16 protein-coding genes are annotated in these 16,034 nt (G+C 62.7%); 15 read left to right on the top strand and 1 reads right to left on the bottom strand.

The window, feature by feature from the left end; translation table 11 throughout:
• The first annotated feature begins 103 nt into the window (after positions 1-103).
• The gene (locus C4K38_RS09775; protein ID WP_053278148.1) at positions 104-895 is read left to right on the top strand and encodes a CPBP family intramembrane glutamic endopeptidase; all 792 of its coding nucleotides are present in this window, start codon (positions 104-106) and stop codon (positions 893-895) included.
• 171 nt (positions 896-1,066) lie between these two features.
• Positions 1,067-2,632, top strand: a complete 1,566-nt coding sequence (locus tag C4K38_RS09770; RefSeq protein ID WP_053278147.1) for a methyl-accepting chemotaxis protein — start codon at positions 1,067-1,069, stop codon at positions 2,630-2,632.
• 166 nt (positions 2,633-2,798) lie between these two features.
• On the opposite strand, the gene C4K38_RS09765 is transcribed toward C4K38_RS09770, so the two are convergent.
• A complete protein-coding gene (locus tag C4K38_RS09765; protein ID WP_053278146.1) occupies positions 2,799-3,497 on the bottom strand; it encodes an alpha/beta family hydrolase in 699 nt (232 codons plus the stop codon).
• 99 nt (positions 3,498-3,596) lie between these two features.
• Between C4K38_RS09765 and ccoN (C4K38_RS09760) the strand changes: the two genes are divergently transcribed.
• From ccoN (C4K38_RS09760) to C4K38_RS09700, 13 genes are all read left to right on the top strand, one after another.
• On the top strand, positions 3,597-5,021 hold the full coding sequence (gene ccoN, locus C4K38_RS09760) for a cytochrome-c oxidase, cbb3-type subunit I (RefSeq protein WP_025804237.1): 1,425 nt from the start codon (positions 3,597-3,599) through the stop codon (positions 5,019-5,021).
• A gap of 10 nt (positions 5,022-5,031) precedes the next feature.
• Positions 5,032-5,640, top strand: a complete 609-nt coding sequence (gene ccoO, locus C4K38_RS09755) for a cytochrome-c oxidase, cbb3-type subunit II (protein ID WP_025804238.1) — start codon at positions 5,032-5,034, stop codon at positions 5,638-5,640.
• A 3-nt stretch (positions 5,641-5,643) separates the two neighbouring features.
• Positions 5,644-5,868: a cbb3-type cytochrome oxidase subunit 3 gene (locus C4K38_RS09750; RefSeq protein ID WP_023968526.1), complete on the top strand. Its 225-nt coding sequence runs from the start codon at positions 5,644-5,646 to the stop codon at positions 5,866-5,868.
• Positions 5,865-6,818 carry a cytochrome-c oxidase, cbb3-type subunit III gene (gene ccoP / locus C4K38_RS09745; RefSeq protein WP_053278145.1) on the top strand — a complete coding sequence of 318 codons (954 nt, stop codon included), beginning with the start codon at positions 5,865-5,867 and terminating at the stop codon, positions 6,816-6,818. The genes C4K38_RS09750 and ccoP (C4K38_RS09745) overlap by 4 nt, the downstream gene beginning before the upstream one ends.
• Before the next feature lie 477 nt (positions 6,819-7,295).
• Complete coding sequence (gene ccoN / locus C4K38_RS09740; RefSeq protein WP_053278144.1) at positions 7,296-8,738, top strand: cytochrome-c oxidase, cbb3-type subunit I; 1,443 nt, start codon at positions 7,296-7,298, stop codon at positions 8,736-8,738.
• Positions 8,738-9,346: a cytochrome-c oxidase, cbb3-type subunit II gene (gene ccoO / locus C4K38_RS09735; protein WP_009042961.1), complete on the top strand. Its 609-nt coding sequence runs from the start codon at positions 8,738-8,740 to the stop codon at positions 9,344-9,346. The genes ccoN (C4K38_RS09740) and ccoO (C4K38_RS09735) overlap by 1 nt, the downstream gene beginning before the upstream one ends.
• Positions 9,347-9,351: 5 nt before the next feature.
• Positions 9,352-9,537: a CcoQ/FixQ family Cbb3-type cytochrome c oxidase assembly chaperone gene (locus C4K38_RS09730; protein ID WP_003175465.1), complete on the top strand. Its 186-nt coding sequence runs from the start codon at positions 9,352-9,354 to the stop codon at positions 9,535-9,537.
• Positions 9,534-10,511, top strand: coding sequence for a cytochrome-c oxidase, cbb3-type subunit III (gene ccoP, locus C4K38_RS09725; protein WP_009047944.1), 978 nt, complete (start codon positions 9,534-9,536; stop codon positions 10,509-10,511). Before C4K38_RS09730 ends, ccoP (C4K38_RS09725) begins: the two co-directional genes overlap by 4 nt.
• 164 nt (positions 10,512-10,675) lie before the next feature.
• Positions 10,676-10,930 carry a type II toxin-antitoxin system Phd/YefM family antitoxin gene (locus C4K38_RS09720; RefSeq protein ID WP_053278143.1) on the top strand — a complete coding sequence of 85 codons (255 nt, stop codon included), beginning with the start codon at positions 10,676-10,678 and terminating at the stop codon, positions 10,928-10,930.
• On the top strand, positions 10,930-11,340 hold the full coding sequence (locus C4K38_RS09715) for a type II toxin-antitoxin system VapC family toxin (protein ID WP_053278142.1): 411 nt from the start codon (positions 10,930-10,932) through the stop codon (positions 11,338-11,340). Before C4K38_RS09720 ends, C4K38_RS09715 begins: the two co-directional genes overlap by 1 nt.
• Before the next feature lie 205 nt (positions 11,341-11,545).
• Positions 11,546-12,961 (top strand): cytochrome c oxidase accessory protein CcoG, encoded by a 1,416-nt coding sequence (gene ccoG, locus C4K38_RS09710; protein ID WP_053278141.1) that lies wholly within the window; start codon positions 11,546-11,548, stop codon positions 12,959-12,961.
• 11 nt (positions 12,962-12,972) lie between these two features.
• Positions 12,973-13,512 (top strand): FixH family protein, encoded by a 540-nt coding sequence (locus C4K38_RS09705; RefSeq protein ID WP_025804245.1) that lies wholly within the window; start codon positions 12,973-12,975, stop codon positions 13,510-13,512.
• A 68-nt stretch (positions 13,513-13,580) separates the two neighbouring features.
• Positions 13,581-16,031: a heavy metal translocating P-type ATPase gene (locus tag C4K38_RS09700; protein ID WP_053278140.1), complete on the top strand. Its 2,451-nt coding sequence runs from the start codon at positions 13,581-13,583 to the stop codon at positions 16,029-16,031.
• The last annotated feature ends 3 nt before the right edge of the window (positions 16,032-16,034 follow it).

Below are 16,034 nucleotides of genomic sequence, written 5' to 3'. Positions count from 1 at the left end.
GCCCCCGCCTCGTTATACTGGCCCCCCGTTCGTTCTATCCAGTAACCGCTGACGCAGGTGGCGCGAGCGGCTGATTCCATTCTTTTCGCAACAAGGATTTCACATGACTGTTCTGCCATGGATGTACCTGGCACTTCTCTCCATTGGTTACGCCCTGGCCCTGAGCTACGGCCAACTGGGCCTGCTGGCGGCGGTTTCCGTCGCCTTGCTGCTATGCGCGGGCTTTGCCGTGCGCCAGCAGAAAAGCCCTTACGCGCGCTACCTGGGGCACGGCCTGTTCGTGGTACTGGCCCTGGCGCTGGCCATGCACTGGCTGCCCGGTTTCTACAATGGCCGGGCGATCGGCCCGGAACGTTTCACCGCCGATGCCGTGCCGTTTTCCATGTACCTGAACCAGGACAAGCCGCTGATCGGCTTCTGGCTGTTGCTGGTCTGCCCCTGGATCATCGGCCGGCGTTCGCTGCGCCTGCCCCTCTACACCACCGCCCTGGCCTTGACCCTGACCGCACTGGCGGCCCTGGGCGGCGCGGTGTTGCTGGGCATCATCAACTGGGCGCCGAAATGGCCGGATCAAGCCTGGCTATGGGTGCTGAACAACCTGCTGCTGGTCACCCTGGTGGAAGAAGCGCTGTTTCGTGGCTACATTCAGGGCGGCCTGAGCCGTCGCTTCAAGCACCTGCCCTATGGTGAAAACCTGGCGCTGATGTGCGCGGCCCTGCTGTTCGGCCTGATGCATGTGGGCGCCGGCTGGCAATGGTGGCTGCTGGCGAGTATCGCCGGGGTCGGTTATGGCCTGGCCTACCGCTTTGGCGGCCTGGGCGCCGCGGTGGCCACCCATTTCGGTTTGAACCTGCTGCATTTCGGGCTGTTTACCTACCCGATGCTGGCAGGCTGACCCTTGCGAAGCCGGGGTTCCCTGAACGGGCCTCGGCTTCGCCGCTTCCCCTCACCTCTCCTTGCAGAATCAGGTCTGTGTCAATGAAGCACTTCTCAAATTCCAGAAAAAAACTTCAATAATTGGCGAAGACCGCCGACAACCTATCAAAGCCTTGCGGATAGAAAAACCATGCGTAACAACCAGCCCGTCACCCAGCGCGAACGTACCTTTCCGACTCAGCAACGGTTGATCTCCACTACCGATGCCAAAGGCGTGATCACCTACTGCAACGATGCCTTCGTTGAAATCAGCGGGTTTTCTCGTGAGGAACTGGTCCGCGCACCGCACAACCTGGTCCGTCACCCCGACGTTCCGGCCGCGGTGTTCGCGCATATGTGGGCCACCCTGAAACAAGGCTTGCCATGGATGGGCATTGTCAAGAATCGCTGCAAGACCGGTGACCACTACTGGGTCAACGCCTACGTGACACCGGTCTTCGAAGGTCAGCAAGTGGTCGGCTACGAGTCGGTGCGGGTCAAGCCCACCGCCGAGCAGATCCGCCGGGCCGAAGCGCTTTACCAACGCATCAACCAGGGCAAGTCGGCGATTCCGAAACGCGATAAATGGCTGCCGATACTCCAGGACTGGCTGCCGTTCATCCTGGTCAGCCAGTTGAGCTTCCTGATTGGCGCCTGGCTCAACTCCTCCTGGGGCTTTGCTCTCGCCGCCGGCCTTTCCGTGCCGCTCGGCCTGCTCGGGCTGAGCTGGCAACAGCGCGGCCTCAAGCGCTTGCTGCGCCTGGCCGAGCAGACCACCTCCGACCCGCTGATCGCCCAGATGTACACCGACAGCCGTGGCGCCCAGGCGCGCCTGGAGATGTCGATCCTCAGCCAGGAAGCCCGCCTGAAAACCTGCCTGACCCGTCTGCAGGACACCGCCGAGCACCTCAACGAGCAGGCACGGCAGTCCGACACCCTGGCGCACAACAGCTCCAGCGGCCTGGAACGCCAGCGCGTGGAGACCGAACAGGTGGCCACCGCGGTCAACCAGATGGCCGCCACCACCCAGGAAGTGGCCAGCCACGTGCAGCGCACCGCCGATGCGACCCAGGAAGCCAATCGCCTCACCGGCCGCGGTCGCGACATCGCCGGGGAGACCCGCGAAGCGATCCAGCGCCTGTCGGTGGTGGTGGGCGAAACCGGCCTGACCGTGACCCAGCTGGCCAAGGACAGCGACGAAATCGGCGGCGTGGTCGACGTGATCAAGGGCATCGCCGACCAGACCAACCTGCTGGCGTTGAACGCGGCCATCGAAGCGGCTCGCGCCGGGGAAATGGGTCGCGGCTTCGCGGTGGTGGCCGACGAGGTTCGCCAACTGGCGCAACGCACCAGCGAATCCACCGGCCAGATCCACACCCTGATCGCCAAGCTCCAGCAAACCGCCAGCACGGCGGTGCAGACCATGGACGCCGGGCATCGTCAGGCCGAGGAAGGCGTGGCCCGGGTACTGGAAGCCGACCAGGCGCTGGTGGGTATCAGCGAAGCGGTGGCCAACATCACCGACATGACCACCCAGATCGCTGCCGCCACCGAAGAGCAAAGCGCCGTGGCCGAAGAGATCAGCCGCAACATCAGCACCATCGCCCAACTGGCCGACCAGACCTCTGAGCAGGCCCTGAACTCGGCACAGCTCAGCGAAGAACTGACTCGCACCGCCAACACGCAGTACTCGTTGGTCGAACGCTTCAACCGCTAAGCCGCAAAACAAAAAACCCGGAAGGCCAGCCTTCCGGGTTTTTTATTGCCTGTTTTCAAGCCCCGCTCGCCCTGTAGGAGCGAAGCTTGCTCGCGATTGTTTTTCAAGGCGACAACGGTGGCGACTGCCAGGCCGCATCGCGAGCAAGCTTCGCTCCTACAGGTATTCAGCTATTCAAACCGCGTAACAGATCAGCAACCTTCCGCGCGGCTGCCTCCAGGTGCTGCTCATGGGTGAAGCCTGAGGCCTTGAGCGGTTTCAGGTCATGGTCGGCGGCCGCCAGCCAGAACAGCTCGATAGCCGGTGCCAGCACATAAGCTTCGACCGCCTCGCGGTTACCCAGGGCATCGCGCTCACCCTGGACGATCAGGGTCGTGGTGCGCAATTCGGCCAGGTGGGCGACCCGTGGTTTCTCCGGCTTGCCGGCGGCATAAAACGGATAACCCAGGCACACCAGCGCATCGGCGCCCAGCTCGTCGGCCAGCAAACTGGCCATGCGCCCGCCCATGGACTTGCCGCCGATGGCCAATTGCCCAGCGACATGAGGTCGCACCTGGGCATACACCTCGCGCCAGCACTCCAGCAGCTTCGGCGCCGGGTTAGGCGGCCGTTTGCCACCATCGAGGCGACGCTGGGCCATGTAGGGAAACTCGAAGCGCAGAACGTTGACCCCATGCGCCGCAAGGCGTGCGGCCATGTCGCTCATGAAAGCGCTGTCCATCGGCGCGCCGGCGCCATGGGCCAGGATCAGGGTCAGGGGTTCGCCGGCCAGCGGCTCCTGCGCGACATCCCAGAGCCAGCCCCGTTCCCGCACGCACTGCGCCCATTGATCCCCGTCAATAACAGCCCCTTGCCGTTTGCCCATGCTTACCTCGCTTTTAGTCTGCCTATAACTCCAGAAGAAGTGAGCGCGCCTTGCCGTGCGCAGTCGCTTTCACTTCAGCTGAACCGTGGATGGGGAACCATGAACACTTCTATCAGTACCGCCTACAACTACAAGGTGGTCCGCCAATTCGCCATTATGACGGTGGTGTGGGGCATCGTCGGCATGGGGCTCGGGGTTTTTCTCGCTGCCCAGTTGGTCTGGCCCGAACTCAACTTCAACCTGCCCTGGACCAGTTTCGGTCGCCTGCGCCCGTTGCACACCAACGCGGTGATCTTCGCCTTTGGTGGCTGCGCACTGTTCGCCAGCTCCTTCTACTCGGTGCAACGCACCTGCCAGACCCAGCTGTTCGCGCCGAAAATCGCCGCGTTCTGCTTCTGGGGCTGGCAGCTTGTCATCCTCTTGGCGGCCATCAGCCTGCCGCTGGGCTACACCAGCTCCAAGGAATACGCCGAGCTGGAATGGCCGATCGACATCCTCATCACCATCGTCTGGGTGGCCTACGCCATCGTGTTCTTCGGCACGGTGATGAAGCGCAACACCAAGCACATCTACGTCGGTAACTGGTTCTTCGGCGGTTTCATCATCACCGTGGCCATCCTGCATATCGTCAACAACCTGGAACTGCCGGTCAGCCTGACCAAGTCCTACTCGGTGTATGCCGGTGCGACCGACGCCATGGTGCAATGGTGGTACGGCCACAACGCGGTGGGCTTCTTCCTGACCGCGGGCTTCCTGGGGATGATGTACTACTTCGTGCCCAAGCAGGCCGAGCGTCCGGTGTATTCCTATCGCCTGTCCATCGTGCACTTCTGGGCACTGATCACCCTGTACATCTGGGCCGGCCCGCACCACCTGCACTACACCGCCCTGCCGGACTGGGCCCAGTCCCTGGGCATGGTGATGTCGCTGATCCTCCTGGCACCGAGCTGGGGCGGCATGATCAACGGCATGATGACCCTCTCGGGGGCCTGGCATAAGCTGCGCACCGATCCGATCCTGCGGTTCTTGGTGGTATCCCTGGCGTTCTACGGCATGTCGACCTTCGAAGGTCCGATGATGGCGATCAAGACCGTCAACGCCCTCTCCCACTACACCGACTGGACCATCGGCCACGTACACGCCGGCGCTCTGGGTTGGGTAGCGATGATCTCCATCGGCGCCCTGTACCACATGATCCCGAAAGTCTTCGGTCGTCAGCAGATGCACAGCATCGGCCTGATCAACGCGCACTTCTGGCTCGCCACCATCGGCACCGTGCTCTACATCGCCTCGATGTGGGTCAACGGCATCGCCCAGGGCCTGATGTGGCGCGCCGTCAACGAAGACGGGACGCTGACCTACTCCTTCGTCGAAACCCTGGTGGCCAGCCACCCGGGCTTTATCGTGCGCTTCGTCGGTGGCGCGATCTTCCTCTTCGGCATGCTGCTGATGGCCTACAACACCTGGCGCACCGTACGCGCGGCCCAGCCTGCCGAAATCACCGCCGCTGCGCAGATGGCCTGAGGAGTCCGCCATGAAACACGAAGTCATCGAGAAAAACGTCGGCCTGCTGATGCTGCTGATGGTGTTTGCCGTGAGCATCGGCGGTCTGACCCAGATCGTCCCGCTGTTCTTCCAGGACGTCACCAACAAGCCGGTGGACGGCATGAAGCCCTACACCGCCCTGCAGCTGGAAGGCCGCGATATCTACATCCGCGAAGGCTGCGTCGGCTGCCACTCGCAGATGATCCGTCCGTTCCGCGCCGAGACCGAACGCTACGGCCACTACTCGGTCGCCGGTGAAAGCGTCTGGGACCACCCGTTCCTGTGGGGCTCCAAGCGTACCGGTCCGGACCTGGCCCGGGTCGGCGCCCGCTACTCCGACGACTGGCACCGCGCGCACCTGTACAACCCGCGCAACGTGGTGCCCGAGTCGAAGATGCCGGCCTACCCATGGCTGGTCACCCAGCAGGTCGACAGCAGCCACACCGAGACCAAGCTGCGTGCCATGCGCACCCTCGGCGTGCCGTACAACGACGAGGATATCGCCGGTGCCGTCGCCTCCCTCAAGGGCAAGACCGAGATGGACGCCCTGGTCGCCTACCTGCAAGTGCTTGGCACTGCGATCAAGAGCAAGAGGTGAGCCATGGGTCTTGAACTCGATAGCGGCATGATCCGCGGGCTCGGCACGCTGGTGGTGATGATTGCCTTCATCGGCCTGTCGATCTGGGTCTTCAACGCCAAGCGCAACCCGGAGTTCGCCCAGGCGCGCCTGCTGCCCTTTGCCGACGAACCTTCGCCGGAAGTGCCCGGCAATCCATCTGATGACGCTCAATCCGAAGAGCATGCGACAAGGAGCATTCGGCCATGACCACCTTCTGGAGTACGTACATCTGCGTACTGACCATAGGCAGCCTGATCGGCCTGACCTGGCTGTTGATCGGCACGCGCAAGGGCGAGACCAAGGGCAGCGTCGACCAGACCATGGGGCACGCGTTCGATGGCATCGAGGAGTACGACAACCCCCTGCCGCAATGGTGGTTCCTGCTGTTCGCCGGCACCCTGGTGTTTTCCGTCGGCTACCTGATCCTCTACCCGGGCCTGGGCAACTGGAAAGGTATCCTGCCGGGCTACGAGGACGGCTGGACCCAGACCAAGGAATGGGAAAAGGAAATGAACAAGGCAGACGCCAAGTTCGGCCCGATCTTCGCCAAGTTCGCCGCCATGCCCGTGGAAGAAGTGGCCAAGGACCCGCAGGCGCTGAAAATGGGCGGACGCCTGTTCGCCTCCAACTGCTCGGTGTGCCACGGCTCGGACGCCAAGGGCGCCTTCGGCTTCCCTAACCTCGCCGACAACAACTGGCGCTGGGGCGGCAACGCCGACACCATCAAGGCCACCATCATGGGCGGTCGCATGGCGGCCATGCCGGCCTGGGGCGAAGTGCTGGGCGAGGACGGGGTGAAGAACGTCGCGGCCTATGTGCGTCATGAACTCGCCGGCCTGCCGTTGCCTGCCGACAGCAGCGCCGACCTCGTCGCTGGCAAACAAGCCTTCAGCACCACCTGCGTCGCCTGTCACGGCGCCAACGGCCAAGGCACGGAAATCATGGGCGCGCCGAACCTGACGCAACCGGCGGGCTTCATCTACGGCACCAGCCTGACCCAACTGCAACAGACCATTCGCCACGGTCGCCAGGGCCACATGCCGGCGCAGAACGAACTGCTCGGCAACGACAAGGTCCAGTTGCTCGCAGCCTACGTCTACAGCCTGTCCCACAACGCGGCCAACCAGCCGCAGACTGAAACCTCAAGCGAGCAATAACCGCTCCCTCCACTGCCGCATCGCTCGATGCGGCAGTTCCCTGCCTCTGCGCGACCAAGTGTCGCACCCTCTCTACTCCCTGCCTTTCAACTCTCCGAATTCGGGTCTAAGCTGCTTCGCAGTGGACTGGCACTGGCCGGTCACAGACCAGAAGTAGCCGCTCCATTCGAAGCCGTCGTTCGAGGACAGGCCGCAAAGGCTGGTTTATACCGGCTGTCGCGCCACTTACCGTCTGTCGCTCGTTCAAGGGCTTTCCACACACCCGGTTACAACTGACCTGTACCCCTCGCCTTTTTCATCCGCTGCGACATTTTGTCCGAGGCTGATTTTGTCCTTACTCCGCGCATGGAAAGGCCGCAGAATCAGCTTTTGAAAGCATTGACCCAGGTCATGGCGCGTTGCAATGACCCCCTGCTTTCTCCATACTTGCGGCCGATTTTTACTCCTAATAAAACACCCAAACCGTGGAACCTTAGAATGAGCACAGCAATCAGTCCGACTGCTTATAACTATAAGGTAGTCCGCCAGTTCGCCATCATGACGGTGGTCTGGGGGATCCTTGGCATGGGGCTCGGTGTCTTCATCGCCTCGCAACTGGTCTGGCCGGAGTTGAACTTCGGTCTGCCATGGACGACCTTTGGACGCCTGCGCCCGCTGCACACCAACCTGGTGATTTTCGCCTTCGGTGGATGTGCGTTGTTTGCCACTTCTTACTACGTCGTGCAGCGAACCTGCCAAACGCGACTGATTTCCGACAGCCTGGCGGCCTTCACCTTCTGGGGTTGGCAAGCCGTGATCGTCGGCGCGATCGTTACCTTGCCGCTGGGTTACACCACCACCAAGGAATACGCGGAACTGGAATGGCCTCTGGCTATCCTGCTGGCCATCGTCTGGGTCACCTACGGTCTGGTGTTCTTCGGCACCATCGTCAAGCGCAAGACCAAGCACATCTATGTGGGTAACTGGTTCTACGGTGCCTTCATCGTGGTCACCGCGATGCTGCACATCGTCAACCACGCTTCCCTGCCGGTCAGCCTCTTCAAGTCCTACTCGGCCTACTCGGGCGCGACCGACGCCATGATCCAGTGGTGGTACGGCCACAACGCCGTAGGTTTCTTCCTGACCACCGGCTTCCTGGGGATGATGTACTACTTCGTGCCGAAACAGGCCGAGCGTCCGATCTACTCCTATCGCCTGTCCATCGTGCACTTCTGGGCGCTGATCACCCTGTACATCTGGGCTGGTCCGCACCACCTGCACTACACCGCGCTGCCGGACTGGGCACAGTCCCTGGGCATGGCCATGTCGATCATCCTGCTGGCGCCAAGCTGGGGCGGCATGATCAACGGCATGATGACCCTGTCGGGCGCCTGGCATAAGCTGCGCACCGACCCGATCCTGCGCTTCCTGGTGGTGTCCCTGGCGTTCTACGGCATGTCGACCTTCGAAGGTCCGATGATGGCGATCAAGACCGTCAACTCGCTGTCGCACTACACCGACTGGACCATCGGCCACGTACACGCCGGCGCTCTGGGTTGGGTAGCGATGATCTCGATCGGCGCCCTGTACCACATGATCCCGAAAGTCTTCGGTCGTCAGCAGATGCACAGCATCGGCCTGATCAACACCCACTTCTGGCTGGCTACCATTGGTACCGTGCTGTACATCGCCTCGATGTGGGTCAACGGCATCACCCAGGGCCTGATGTGGCGTGCAATCAACGATGACGGCACCCTCACCTACTCCTTCGTCGAAGCCCTGCAGGCCAGCCATCCTGGTTTCATCGTGCGTGCCCTGGGCGGTGCGTTCTTTGCCGCCGGCATGCTGTTCATGGCGTACAACGTGTTCCGTACCGTTCGCGCCTCGAACCCGGCTGACGCCGACGCCGCCGCTCAGATCTCTGTAGTTGGAGCTCACTGATGAAGCATGAAGCAGTAGAGAAGAATATCGGCCTGCTGGCCTTCTTCATGGTCATCGCCGTCAGCATCGGCGGCCTGACCCAGATCGTCCCGCTGTTCTTCCAGGACGTCACCAACAAGCCGGTGGAAGGCATGAAGCCGCGCACCGCCCTGGAACTGGAAGGCCGCGACGTCTATATCGCCAACGGCTGTGTCGGCTGCCACTCGCAGATGATCCGTCCGTTCCGTGCCGAAACCGAACGCTACGGCCACTACTCGGTCGCCGGTGAAAGCGTCTGGGACCACCCGTTCCTGTGGGGTTCCAAGCGTACCGGTCCGGACCTGGCTCGCGTTGGCGGCCGTTACTCCGATGACTGGCAGCGTGCGCACCTGTACAACCCGCGCAACGTTGTACCTGAGTCGAAAATGCCGGCTTACCCGTTCCTCGTAGAAAACAAGCTCGACGGCAAAGACACCGCGAAAAAAATGGAAGTCTTGCGCACGCTCGGCGTCCCTTACACCGACGAAGACATCGCCGGTGCCAAGGATGCCGTGAAGGGCAAAACCGAAATGGACGCGCTGGTGGCCTATCTGCAAGGCCTGGGCACCATCATCAAAAGCAAACGGTGATTTAGATGGATATCGGGATGATTCGTGGCCTGGGCACCGTAGTGGTGATGGTGGCCTTCATCGGCCTGGCGCTGTGGGTGTTCAGCCCCAAGCGCAAGTCCGAGTTCGAAGACGCCACCTTGCTGCCGTTCGCGGATGATCCCGAAGCCATCAAGCACGTCGAGCAAGCTTCTAGGAGTAACAAAGAATGACTACGTTCTGGAGTCTGTACGTCACAGTCCTCAGTCTGGGTACCATTTTCGCCCTGACCTGGCTGCTGCTGTCGACCCGCAAGGGCCAGCGCGCCGAGCAGACCGACGAGACGGTCGGCCACTCCTTCGACGGGATCGAGGAGTACGACAACCCGCTGCCGAAATGGTGGTTCATGTTGTTCGTCGGCACCATCGTCTTCGCCCTGGGTTACCTGGTGCTGTACCCGGGCCTGGGTAACTGGAAAGGCATCCTGCCAGGCTACAACTACCTGGATACCGAAAAGCAGACCCCCTTCGCCAACGGCCAGACCGGCTGGACCGGCGTGCACGAGTGGGAAAAGGAAATGGCCAAGTCGGACGCCAAGTTCGGTCCGATCTTCGCCAAGTTCGCCTCCATGCCGATCGAAGAAGTCGCCAAGGACCCGCAAGCCCTGAAGATGGGTGGCCGCCTGTTCGCCTCCAACTGCTCGGTCTGCCACGGTTCCGACGCCAAGGGTGCCTATGGCTTCCCGAACCTGACCGACGCCGACTGGCGCTGGGGCGGCGAGCCGGAAACCATCAAGACCACCATCATGGGCGGTCGTCACGCGGTGATGCCGGCCTGGGCCGAAGTCATCGGCGAGCAAGGCGTCAGCGATGTGGCGGCGTATGTGCTGACCAACCTCGATGGCCGCAAGCTGCCGGAAAGCGCCAAGGCCGATCCGGCCAACGGCCAGAAGATCTTCGCCGCCAACTGCGTGGCGTGCCACGGTCCGGCCGGTAAAGGTACCCCAGCCATGGGCGCACCTGACCTGACCCACCCGGGCGCGTTCATCTACGGCTCGAGCTTCGCCCAACTGCAGCAGACCATCCGTTACGGCCGTCAGGGCCAGATGCCTGCCCAGGAACAGCTGCAAGGTAACGACAAGGTTCACCTGCTGGCCGCTTACGTCTACAGCCTGTCCCACAGTGACAAGCCGGCGGACGCCGAGTAAGGCAGACACCTTCGGGTAATAAAAAGGCCCCACCAATGGACATTGGCGGGGCCTTTTTATTTTCCTCTCCCCTTACGTCCGTCGCTCCGCCCCCGCTTGAGATTGCCCCCTCCACGCCTAGAGTAGTAACGTTGCTACATGAAACTTTTGTCGAGGGTATGACTATGGCTACCATCACCATCTCCAGTCGCGAATTCAATCAGGACACAAGTGGTGCCAAAAAAGCCTCAAGAAACGGCCCGGTCATCATCACCGACCGTGGCAGGCCCGCCCATGTGCTGCTAAGCATTGAGGACTACGAAAAACTGAGTGGCCTGAACACCAGCATCGTCGACATGCTGGCCATGCCCGAAGCGCCTGAAATCGATTTCGAAACAGAGCGCGCCACCATCATTCCTCGCGAGATCGATCTGTCCTGATGTTTTTGCTCGATACCAATGTTGTATCCGAATTACGCAAGCCCAACGCTGATCGCCAGGTAGTGGCCTGGGCTCAGACCGTGGCGCCAACCAGCCTGTTTTTGTCAGTCATAACGTTATTGGAACTGGAAACCGGCATCCTGCGGTTAGAACGCCGTGATCACACCCAAGGGGCGCTGCTGCGCGCCTGGCTGGAACTGCGCGTGATGCCCGCTTTCGACGGACGAATCCTGGCCATTGACCACGCTATCGCCATGCGCTGCGCCCGATTGCATGTTCCGGATCGCAGCAATGAATGCGATGCCTTGATTGCGGCGACCGCCCTGGAACATGGGCTGACAGTCGTTACCCGCAATATCGCCGACTTCCAGTCCAGCGGTGTGCGACTGCTCAACCCATGGAACGATTGAACGCGGTCGCGGCGAAAAGCGTCCATAATTCACAAGTCAATTGATTCAAGTCATTACACCATCAATTGATTTCCCCCAACGCGACCAAAGGTCGCACCCTTGAGCTAGAGCGACAGGCGTATCATTGCGCCACTGCAACACCCCTATTTGATCGCGGTCGGCACGTACTGACCGGGGCATTTCTCCACTGCCGTGGGATGCAATGATGAGCAACCAGATTCCGGTACATGACGTTACCCCTCCTGCCAAGAATTCGAACAACAGCGTAGACCTCTACGCCTCTCGGGAAAAAATCTACACACGCGCCTTCACCGGCCTCTTCCGCAACTTGCGGATGGTTGGCGGCGCGGCCCTGTTCCTGCTGTATTTCGGTACGGTGTGGCTCAACTGGGGTGGCCACCAGGCCGTCTGGTGGAACCTGCCGGAGCGCAAGTTCTTCATCTTCGGCGCCACCTTCTGGCCCCAGGATTTCATCCTGCTGTCGGGGCTTTTGATCATCGCCGCCTTCGGCCTGTTCTTCATCACTGTGTACGCCGGGCGCGTCTGGTGCGGCTATACCTGCCCGCAAAGCGTCTGGACCTGGATTTTCATGTGGTGCGAGAAGGTCACCGAAGGCGACCGCAACCAGCGCATCAAGCTCGACAAGGCGTCGATGAGCGCCAACAAGTTCCTGCGCAAGTTCAGCAAACACAGCCTCTGGCTGCTGATCGGCTTTGTCACCGGAATGACCTTCGTCGGCTACTTCTCGCCGATCCGCGAACTGGTCATCGACTTCTTCACTGGCCAGGCCGATGGCTGGTCGTACTTCTGGGTCGGCTTCTTCACCCTCGCCACCTATGGCAACGCCGGCTGGCTGCGCGAACAGGTGTGCATCTACATGTGCCCCTACGCCCGCTTCCAGAGCGTGATGTTCGACAAGGACACCCTGATCGTGTCCTACGACCCGCGTCGCGGCGAAGGTCGCGGCCCGCGCAAGAAAGGCGCCGACTACAAGGCCATGGGCCTGGGCGACTGCATCGACTGCACCATGTGCGTGCAGGTCTGCCCGACCGGCATCGACATCCGTGACGGCCTGCAGATCGAATGCATCGGCTGCGCCGCCTGTATCGACGCCTGCGACAACATCATGGACAAGATGGACTACCCGCGCGGCCTGATCAGCTACACCACCGAACACAACCTGTCCGGGCAGAAAACCCATAAACTGCGTCCACGCCTGATCGGCTATGCGCTGGTGCTGCTGGCGATGATCAGCCTGCTGGTCACCGCCTTCTTCATGCGCTCGCTGGTGGGCTTCGATGTCAGCAAGGACCGCGTGCTCTATCGCGAGAACGCCGAAGGCCGGATCGAGAACGTCTACAGCCTGAAGATCATGAACAAGGACCAGCGCGACCATACCTATGTGCTGGACGCCGCCGGCCTGCCGGACCTCAAGCTGCAAGGCCGACGCGAGATCAAGGTGGCGGCCGGCGATATCGTCAGCATGCCGGTCGAGCTGTCGAGCTCGCCGGAGCAACTGCCGTCGAGCACCAACGAGGTGAAATTCATCCTCAAGGACGCCGACGACGAAAGCGTCCACATTGAAGCCAAGAGCCGGTTCATCGGCCCACAAATTCGTTAAGAGAAGTCATCATGCCCGCAGCGACCGCCACAAGCCCCTGGTACAAGCACCTCTGGCCCTGGATCATCATCGGTATCCTGGCCTGCTCGGTGACCTTGACCCTGTCCATGGTGACCATCGCGGTGAACAACCCGGACAACCTGGTCAACGACAACTACTACGAGGCCGGCAAAGGCATCAACCGCTCCCTGGACCGCGAACTGCTGGCCCAGACCCTGCAAATGCGCGCCAGCGTGCACCTGGACGACCTCACCGGCGAAGTCGACCTGCGCCTGAGCGGCAACAGCGCGCCCGCCACCTTGGAACTGAACCTGATCTCGCCGACCCAGCCGGAAAAGGACCGCAAGATCACCCTCGCCCGTAGCGAGACCGAACAAGGCCGCTACATTGGCCAACTGAGCGACAAGGTCGATGGCCGCCGTTTTGTCGAGCTGCTGGGGGTCGAGGGCGACAAGACCTGGCGTATGTTCGAAGAAGAACAGGTCAGCCACGACAAGGACCTGCTGCTGGGTGACGAACCGCTGCAAGGCGCGGAACACCTGGACAAGTAAGCGCCTCCGAGTATCGCCGGCAGGCCGCCTGCTGGCGATGAGGTCCGCCCACAGAACAAAGACCCGCGATGACCACGCCACTGCCCTGCTACCACTGCGCCCTGCCCGTTCCTAGCGGCAGCCGCTTCACCGCCATCGTGCTCGGCGCCCCCCGCGAGTTCTGCTGCCCGGGTTGCCAGGCGGTGGCCGAAGCCATAGTCGCCGGCGGCCTGGAAAGCTACTACAGCCATCGCAGCGAAGCCTCGGCCAACCCACAAGCCCTGCCGGTGCAACTGGTGGACGAACTGGCACTGTACGACCGGGCGGATGTGCAGCAACCCTTCGTCCGACATGAGGGCGAGCTGGCCGAAACCACCCTGCTGATGGAGGGCATCAGCTGCGCCGCCTGCGGCTGGCTGATCGAGAAACACCTGCGCAGCCTGCCCGCGGTGGCCGAGGCGCGGCTGAACCTGTCCAACCATCGCCTGCACGTGCGCTGGGCCGACAGCCAGTTACCGCTGAGCCAGGTACTCAGCGAACTGCGCCTGATCGGCTACGCCGCGCACCCCTACCAGGCCGACCGTGCCTCCGAGCAACTGGCCAGCGAAAACCGCCTGGCCCTGCGTCAGCTGGGCGTGGCCGGGCTGCTGTGGTTCCAGGCGATGATGGCGACCATGGCCACTTGGCCGGAATTCAATATCGACCTGAGCCCCGAGCTGCACACCATCCTGCGCTGGGTCGCGCTGTTTCTCACCACACCGATCGTGTTCTACAGCTGCGCGCCGTTTTTCAAGGGCGCCCTGCGCGACCTGCGCACCCGCCACCTGACCATGGACGTCTCCGTGTCCCTGGCGATTGGCGCCGCCTATATCGCCGGGATCTGGACTTCGATCACCGGTGTCGGCGAGCTGTACTTCGATGCCGTGGGCATGTTCGCCCTGTTCCTGCTGGCCGGGCGCTACCTGGAACGCCGCGCCCGCGAACGCACTGCCGCCGCCACCGCACAACTGGTCAACCTGCTGCCGGCCTCGTGTCTGCGCCTGGGCGCCGACGGCCAGAGCGAACGCATCTTGCTCAGCGAACTGCGCCTGGGCGACAAGGTGCTGGTGCATCCCGGCGCCATCCTGCCGGCCGACGGCAAGATCCTCGATGGCCAGTCGAGCATCGACGAATCCCTGCTCACCGGCGAATACCTGCCGCAACCGCGCAGCATCGGCGATGCGGTCACCGCCGGCACCCTCAACGTCGAGGGCGCGCTGACCGTGGAAGTCCTGGCCTTGGGGCAGGACACTCGCCTGTCGGCCATCGTGCGCCTGCTGGACCGGGCCCAGGCGGAAAAACCGCGCCTGGCGGAGATCGCCGACCGCGCCGCCCAGTGGTTCCTGCTGTTCTCCCTGATCGCCGCGGCCGCCATCGGCCTGCTCTGGTGGCAACTGGACTCCTCCCGGGCCTTCTGGATCGTCCTGGCCATGCTGGTCGCCACCTGCCCCTGCGCCCTGTCCCTGGCCACCCCGACCGCGCTGACGGCCGCCACCGGTACCCTGCACAAACTCGGCCTGCTGCTGACCCGCGGCCATGTGCTCGAAGGCCTGAACCAGATCGACACGGTGATTTTCGACAAGACCGGCACCCTCACCGAAGGGCGCCTGGCCCTGCGCTCGATTCTCCCCCTGGGAGACCTCGACAGCCAGCAGTGCCTGGGCCTGGCTGCCGCCCTGGAAAACCGCTCCGAACATCCGATTGCCCGGGCCTTCGGCCGTGCGCCGCTAGCCGCAGAAGAAGTCCTGAGCATGCCCGGGCTGGGCCTGGAAGGCCTGGTGGGTGAGCAACGCCTGCGCATCGGCCAACCCGCCTTCGTCTGCGAGCTCAGCGCCTGTGCGGTCCCGGCGATACCGGACGGAGCCGGCCAATGGCTGTTGCTGGGCGATACCCAAGGGCCGCTGGCCTGGTTTGTCCTCGACGATCGCCTGCGCAGCGACGCGCCGGCGCTGCTGGCCGCCTGCAAGTCGCGGGGCTGGAACACCCTGCTGCTCTCGGGCGATAGCTCGCCGATGGTCGCCAGCGTCGCCGCCGAACTGGGCATCGACGAAGCCCGCGGCGGCCTGCGTCCGGACGACAAGCTGCAAGTGTTGCAACAACTGCATCGCCAAGGCCGCAAAGTGCTGATGCTCGGCGACGGGGTCAACGATGTGCCGGTGCTGGCCGCCGCCGATATCAGCGTGGCCATGGGCTCGGCCACCGACCTGGCCAAGACCAGCGCCGATGCGGTGCTGCTGTCCAATCGCCTGGATGCGCTGGTGCAGGCCTTCAGCCTGGCCCGCCGCACACGCCGGATAATCGTCGAGAACCTGCTGTGGGCCGGGCTGTACAATGGCCTCATGCTGCCGTTCGCCGCCCTCGGCTGGATCACTCCGGTTTGGGCCGCCATCGGCATGTCCATCAGTTCGTTGACCGTGGTGCTCAATGCCCTGCGCCTGACTCGCCTGCCGCGTCAGCCCCAGGCCGAGGCCACGCCCCACACTCGCCCGCTGCCGGCCTGAGCC

It is taken from the genome of Pseudomonas chlororaphis subsp. piscium, assembly GCF_003850345.1.
GTDB classification, from domain to species: domain Bacteria; phylum Pseudomonadota; class Gammaproteobacteria; order Pseudomonadales; family Pseudomonadaceae; genus Aquipseudomonas; species Aquipseudomonas piscium.
The sequence above is the reverse complement of the archived record's forward strand: the minus strand, read 5'-3'. Positions and strand labels throughout refer to the sequence as shown.

Coding starts and splice junctions, on each gene's coding strand:
- C4K38_RS09775 (WP_053278148.1), top strand. CDS start 104: ATGACTGTTCTGCCATGGATGTACCTGGCACTTCTCTCCATTGGTTAC.
- C4K38_RS09770 (WP_053278147.1), top strand. CDS start 1,067: ATGCGTAACAACCAGCCCGTCACCCAGCGCGAACGTACCTTTCCGACT.
- C4K38_RS09765 (WP_053278146.1), bottom strand. CDS start 3,497: ATGGGCAAACGGCAAGGGGCTGTTATTGACGGGGATCAATGGGCGCAG.
- ccoN (WP_025804237.1), top strand. CDS start 3,597: ATGAACACTTCTATCAGTACCGCCTACAACTACAAGGTGGTCCGCCAA.
- ccoO (WP_025804238.1), top strand. CDS start 5,032: ATGAAACACGAAGTCATCGAGAAAAACGTCGGCCTGCTGATGCTGCTG.
- C4K38_RS09750 (WP_023968526.1), top strand. CDS start 5,644: ATGGGTCTTGAACTCGATAGCGGCATGATCCGCGGGCTCGGCACGCTG.
- ccoP (WP_053278145.1), top strand. CDS start 5,865: ATGACCACCTTCTGGAGTACGTACATCTGCGTACTGACCATAGGCAGC.
- ccoN (WP_053278144.1), top strand. CDS start 7,296: ATGAGCACAGCAATCAGTCCGACTGCTTATAACTATAAGGTAGTCCGC.
- ccoO (WP_009042961.1), top strand. CDS start 8,738: ATGAAGCATGAAGCAGTAGAGAAGAATATCGGCCTGCTGGCCTTCTTC.
- C4K38_RS09730 (WP_003175465.1), top strand. CDS start 9,352: ATGGATATCGGGATGATTCGTGGCCTGGGCACCGTAGTGGTGATGGTG.
- ccoP (WP_009047944.1), top strand. CDS start 9,534: ATGACTACGTTCTGGAGTCTGTACGTCACAGTCCTCAGTCTGGGTACC.
- C4K38_RS09720 (WP_053278143.1), top strand. CDS start 10,676: ATGGCTACCATCACCATCTCCAGTCGCGAATTCAATCAGGACACAAGT.
- C4K38_RS09715 (WP_053278142.1), top strand. CDS start 10,930: ATGTTTTTGCTCGATACCAATGTTGTATCCGAATTACGCAAGCCCAAC.
- ccoG (WP_053278141.1), top strand. CDS start 11,546: ATGAGCAACCAGATTCCGGTACATGACGTTACCCCTCCTGCCAAGAAT.
- C4K38_RS09705 (WP_025804245.1), top strand. CDS start 12,973: ATGCCCGCAGCGACCGCCACAAGCCCCTGGTACAAGCACCTCTGGCCC.
- C4K38_RS09700 (WP_053278140.1), top strand. CDS start 13,581: ATGACCACGCCACTGCCCTGCTACCACTGCGCCCTGCCCGTTCCTAGC.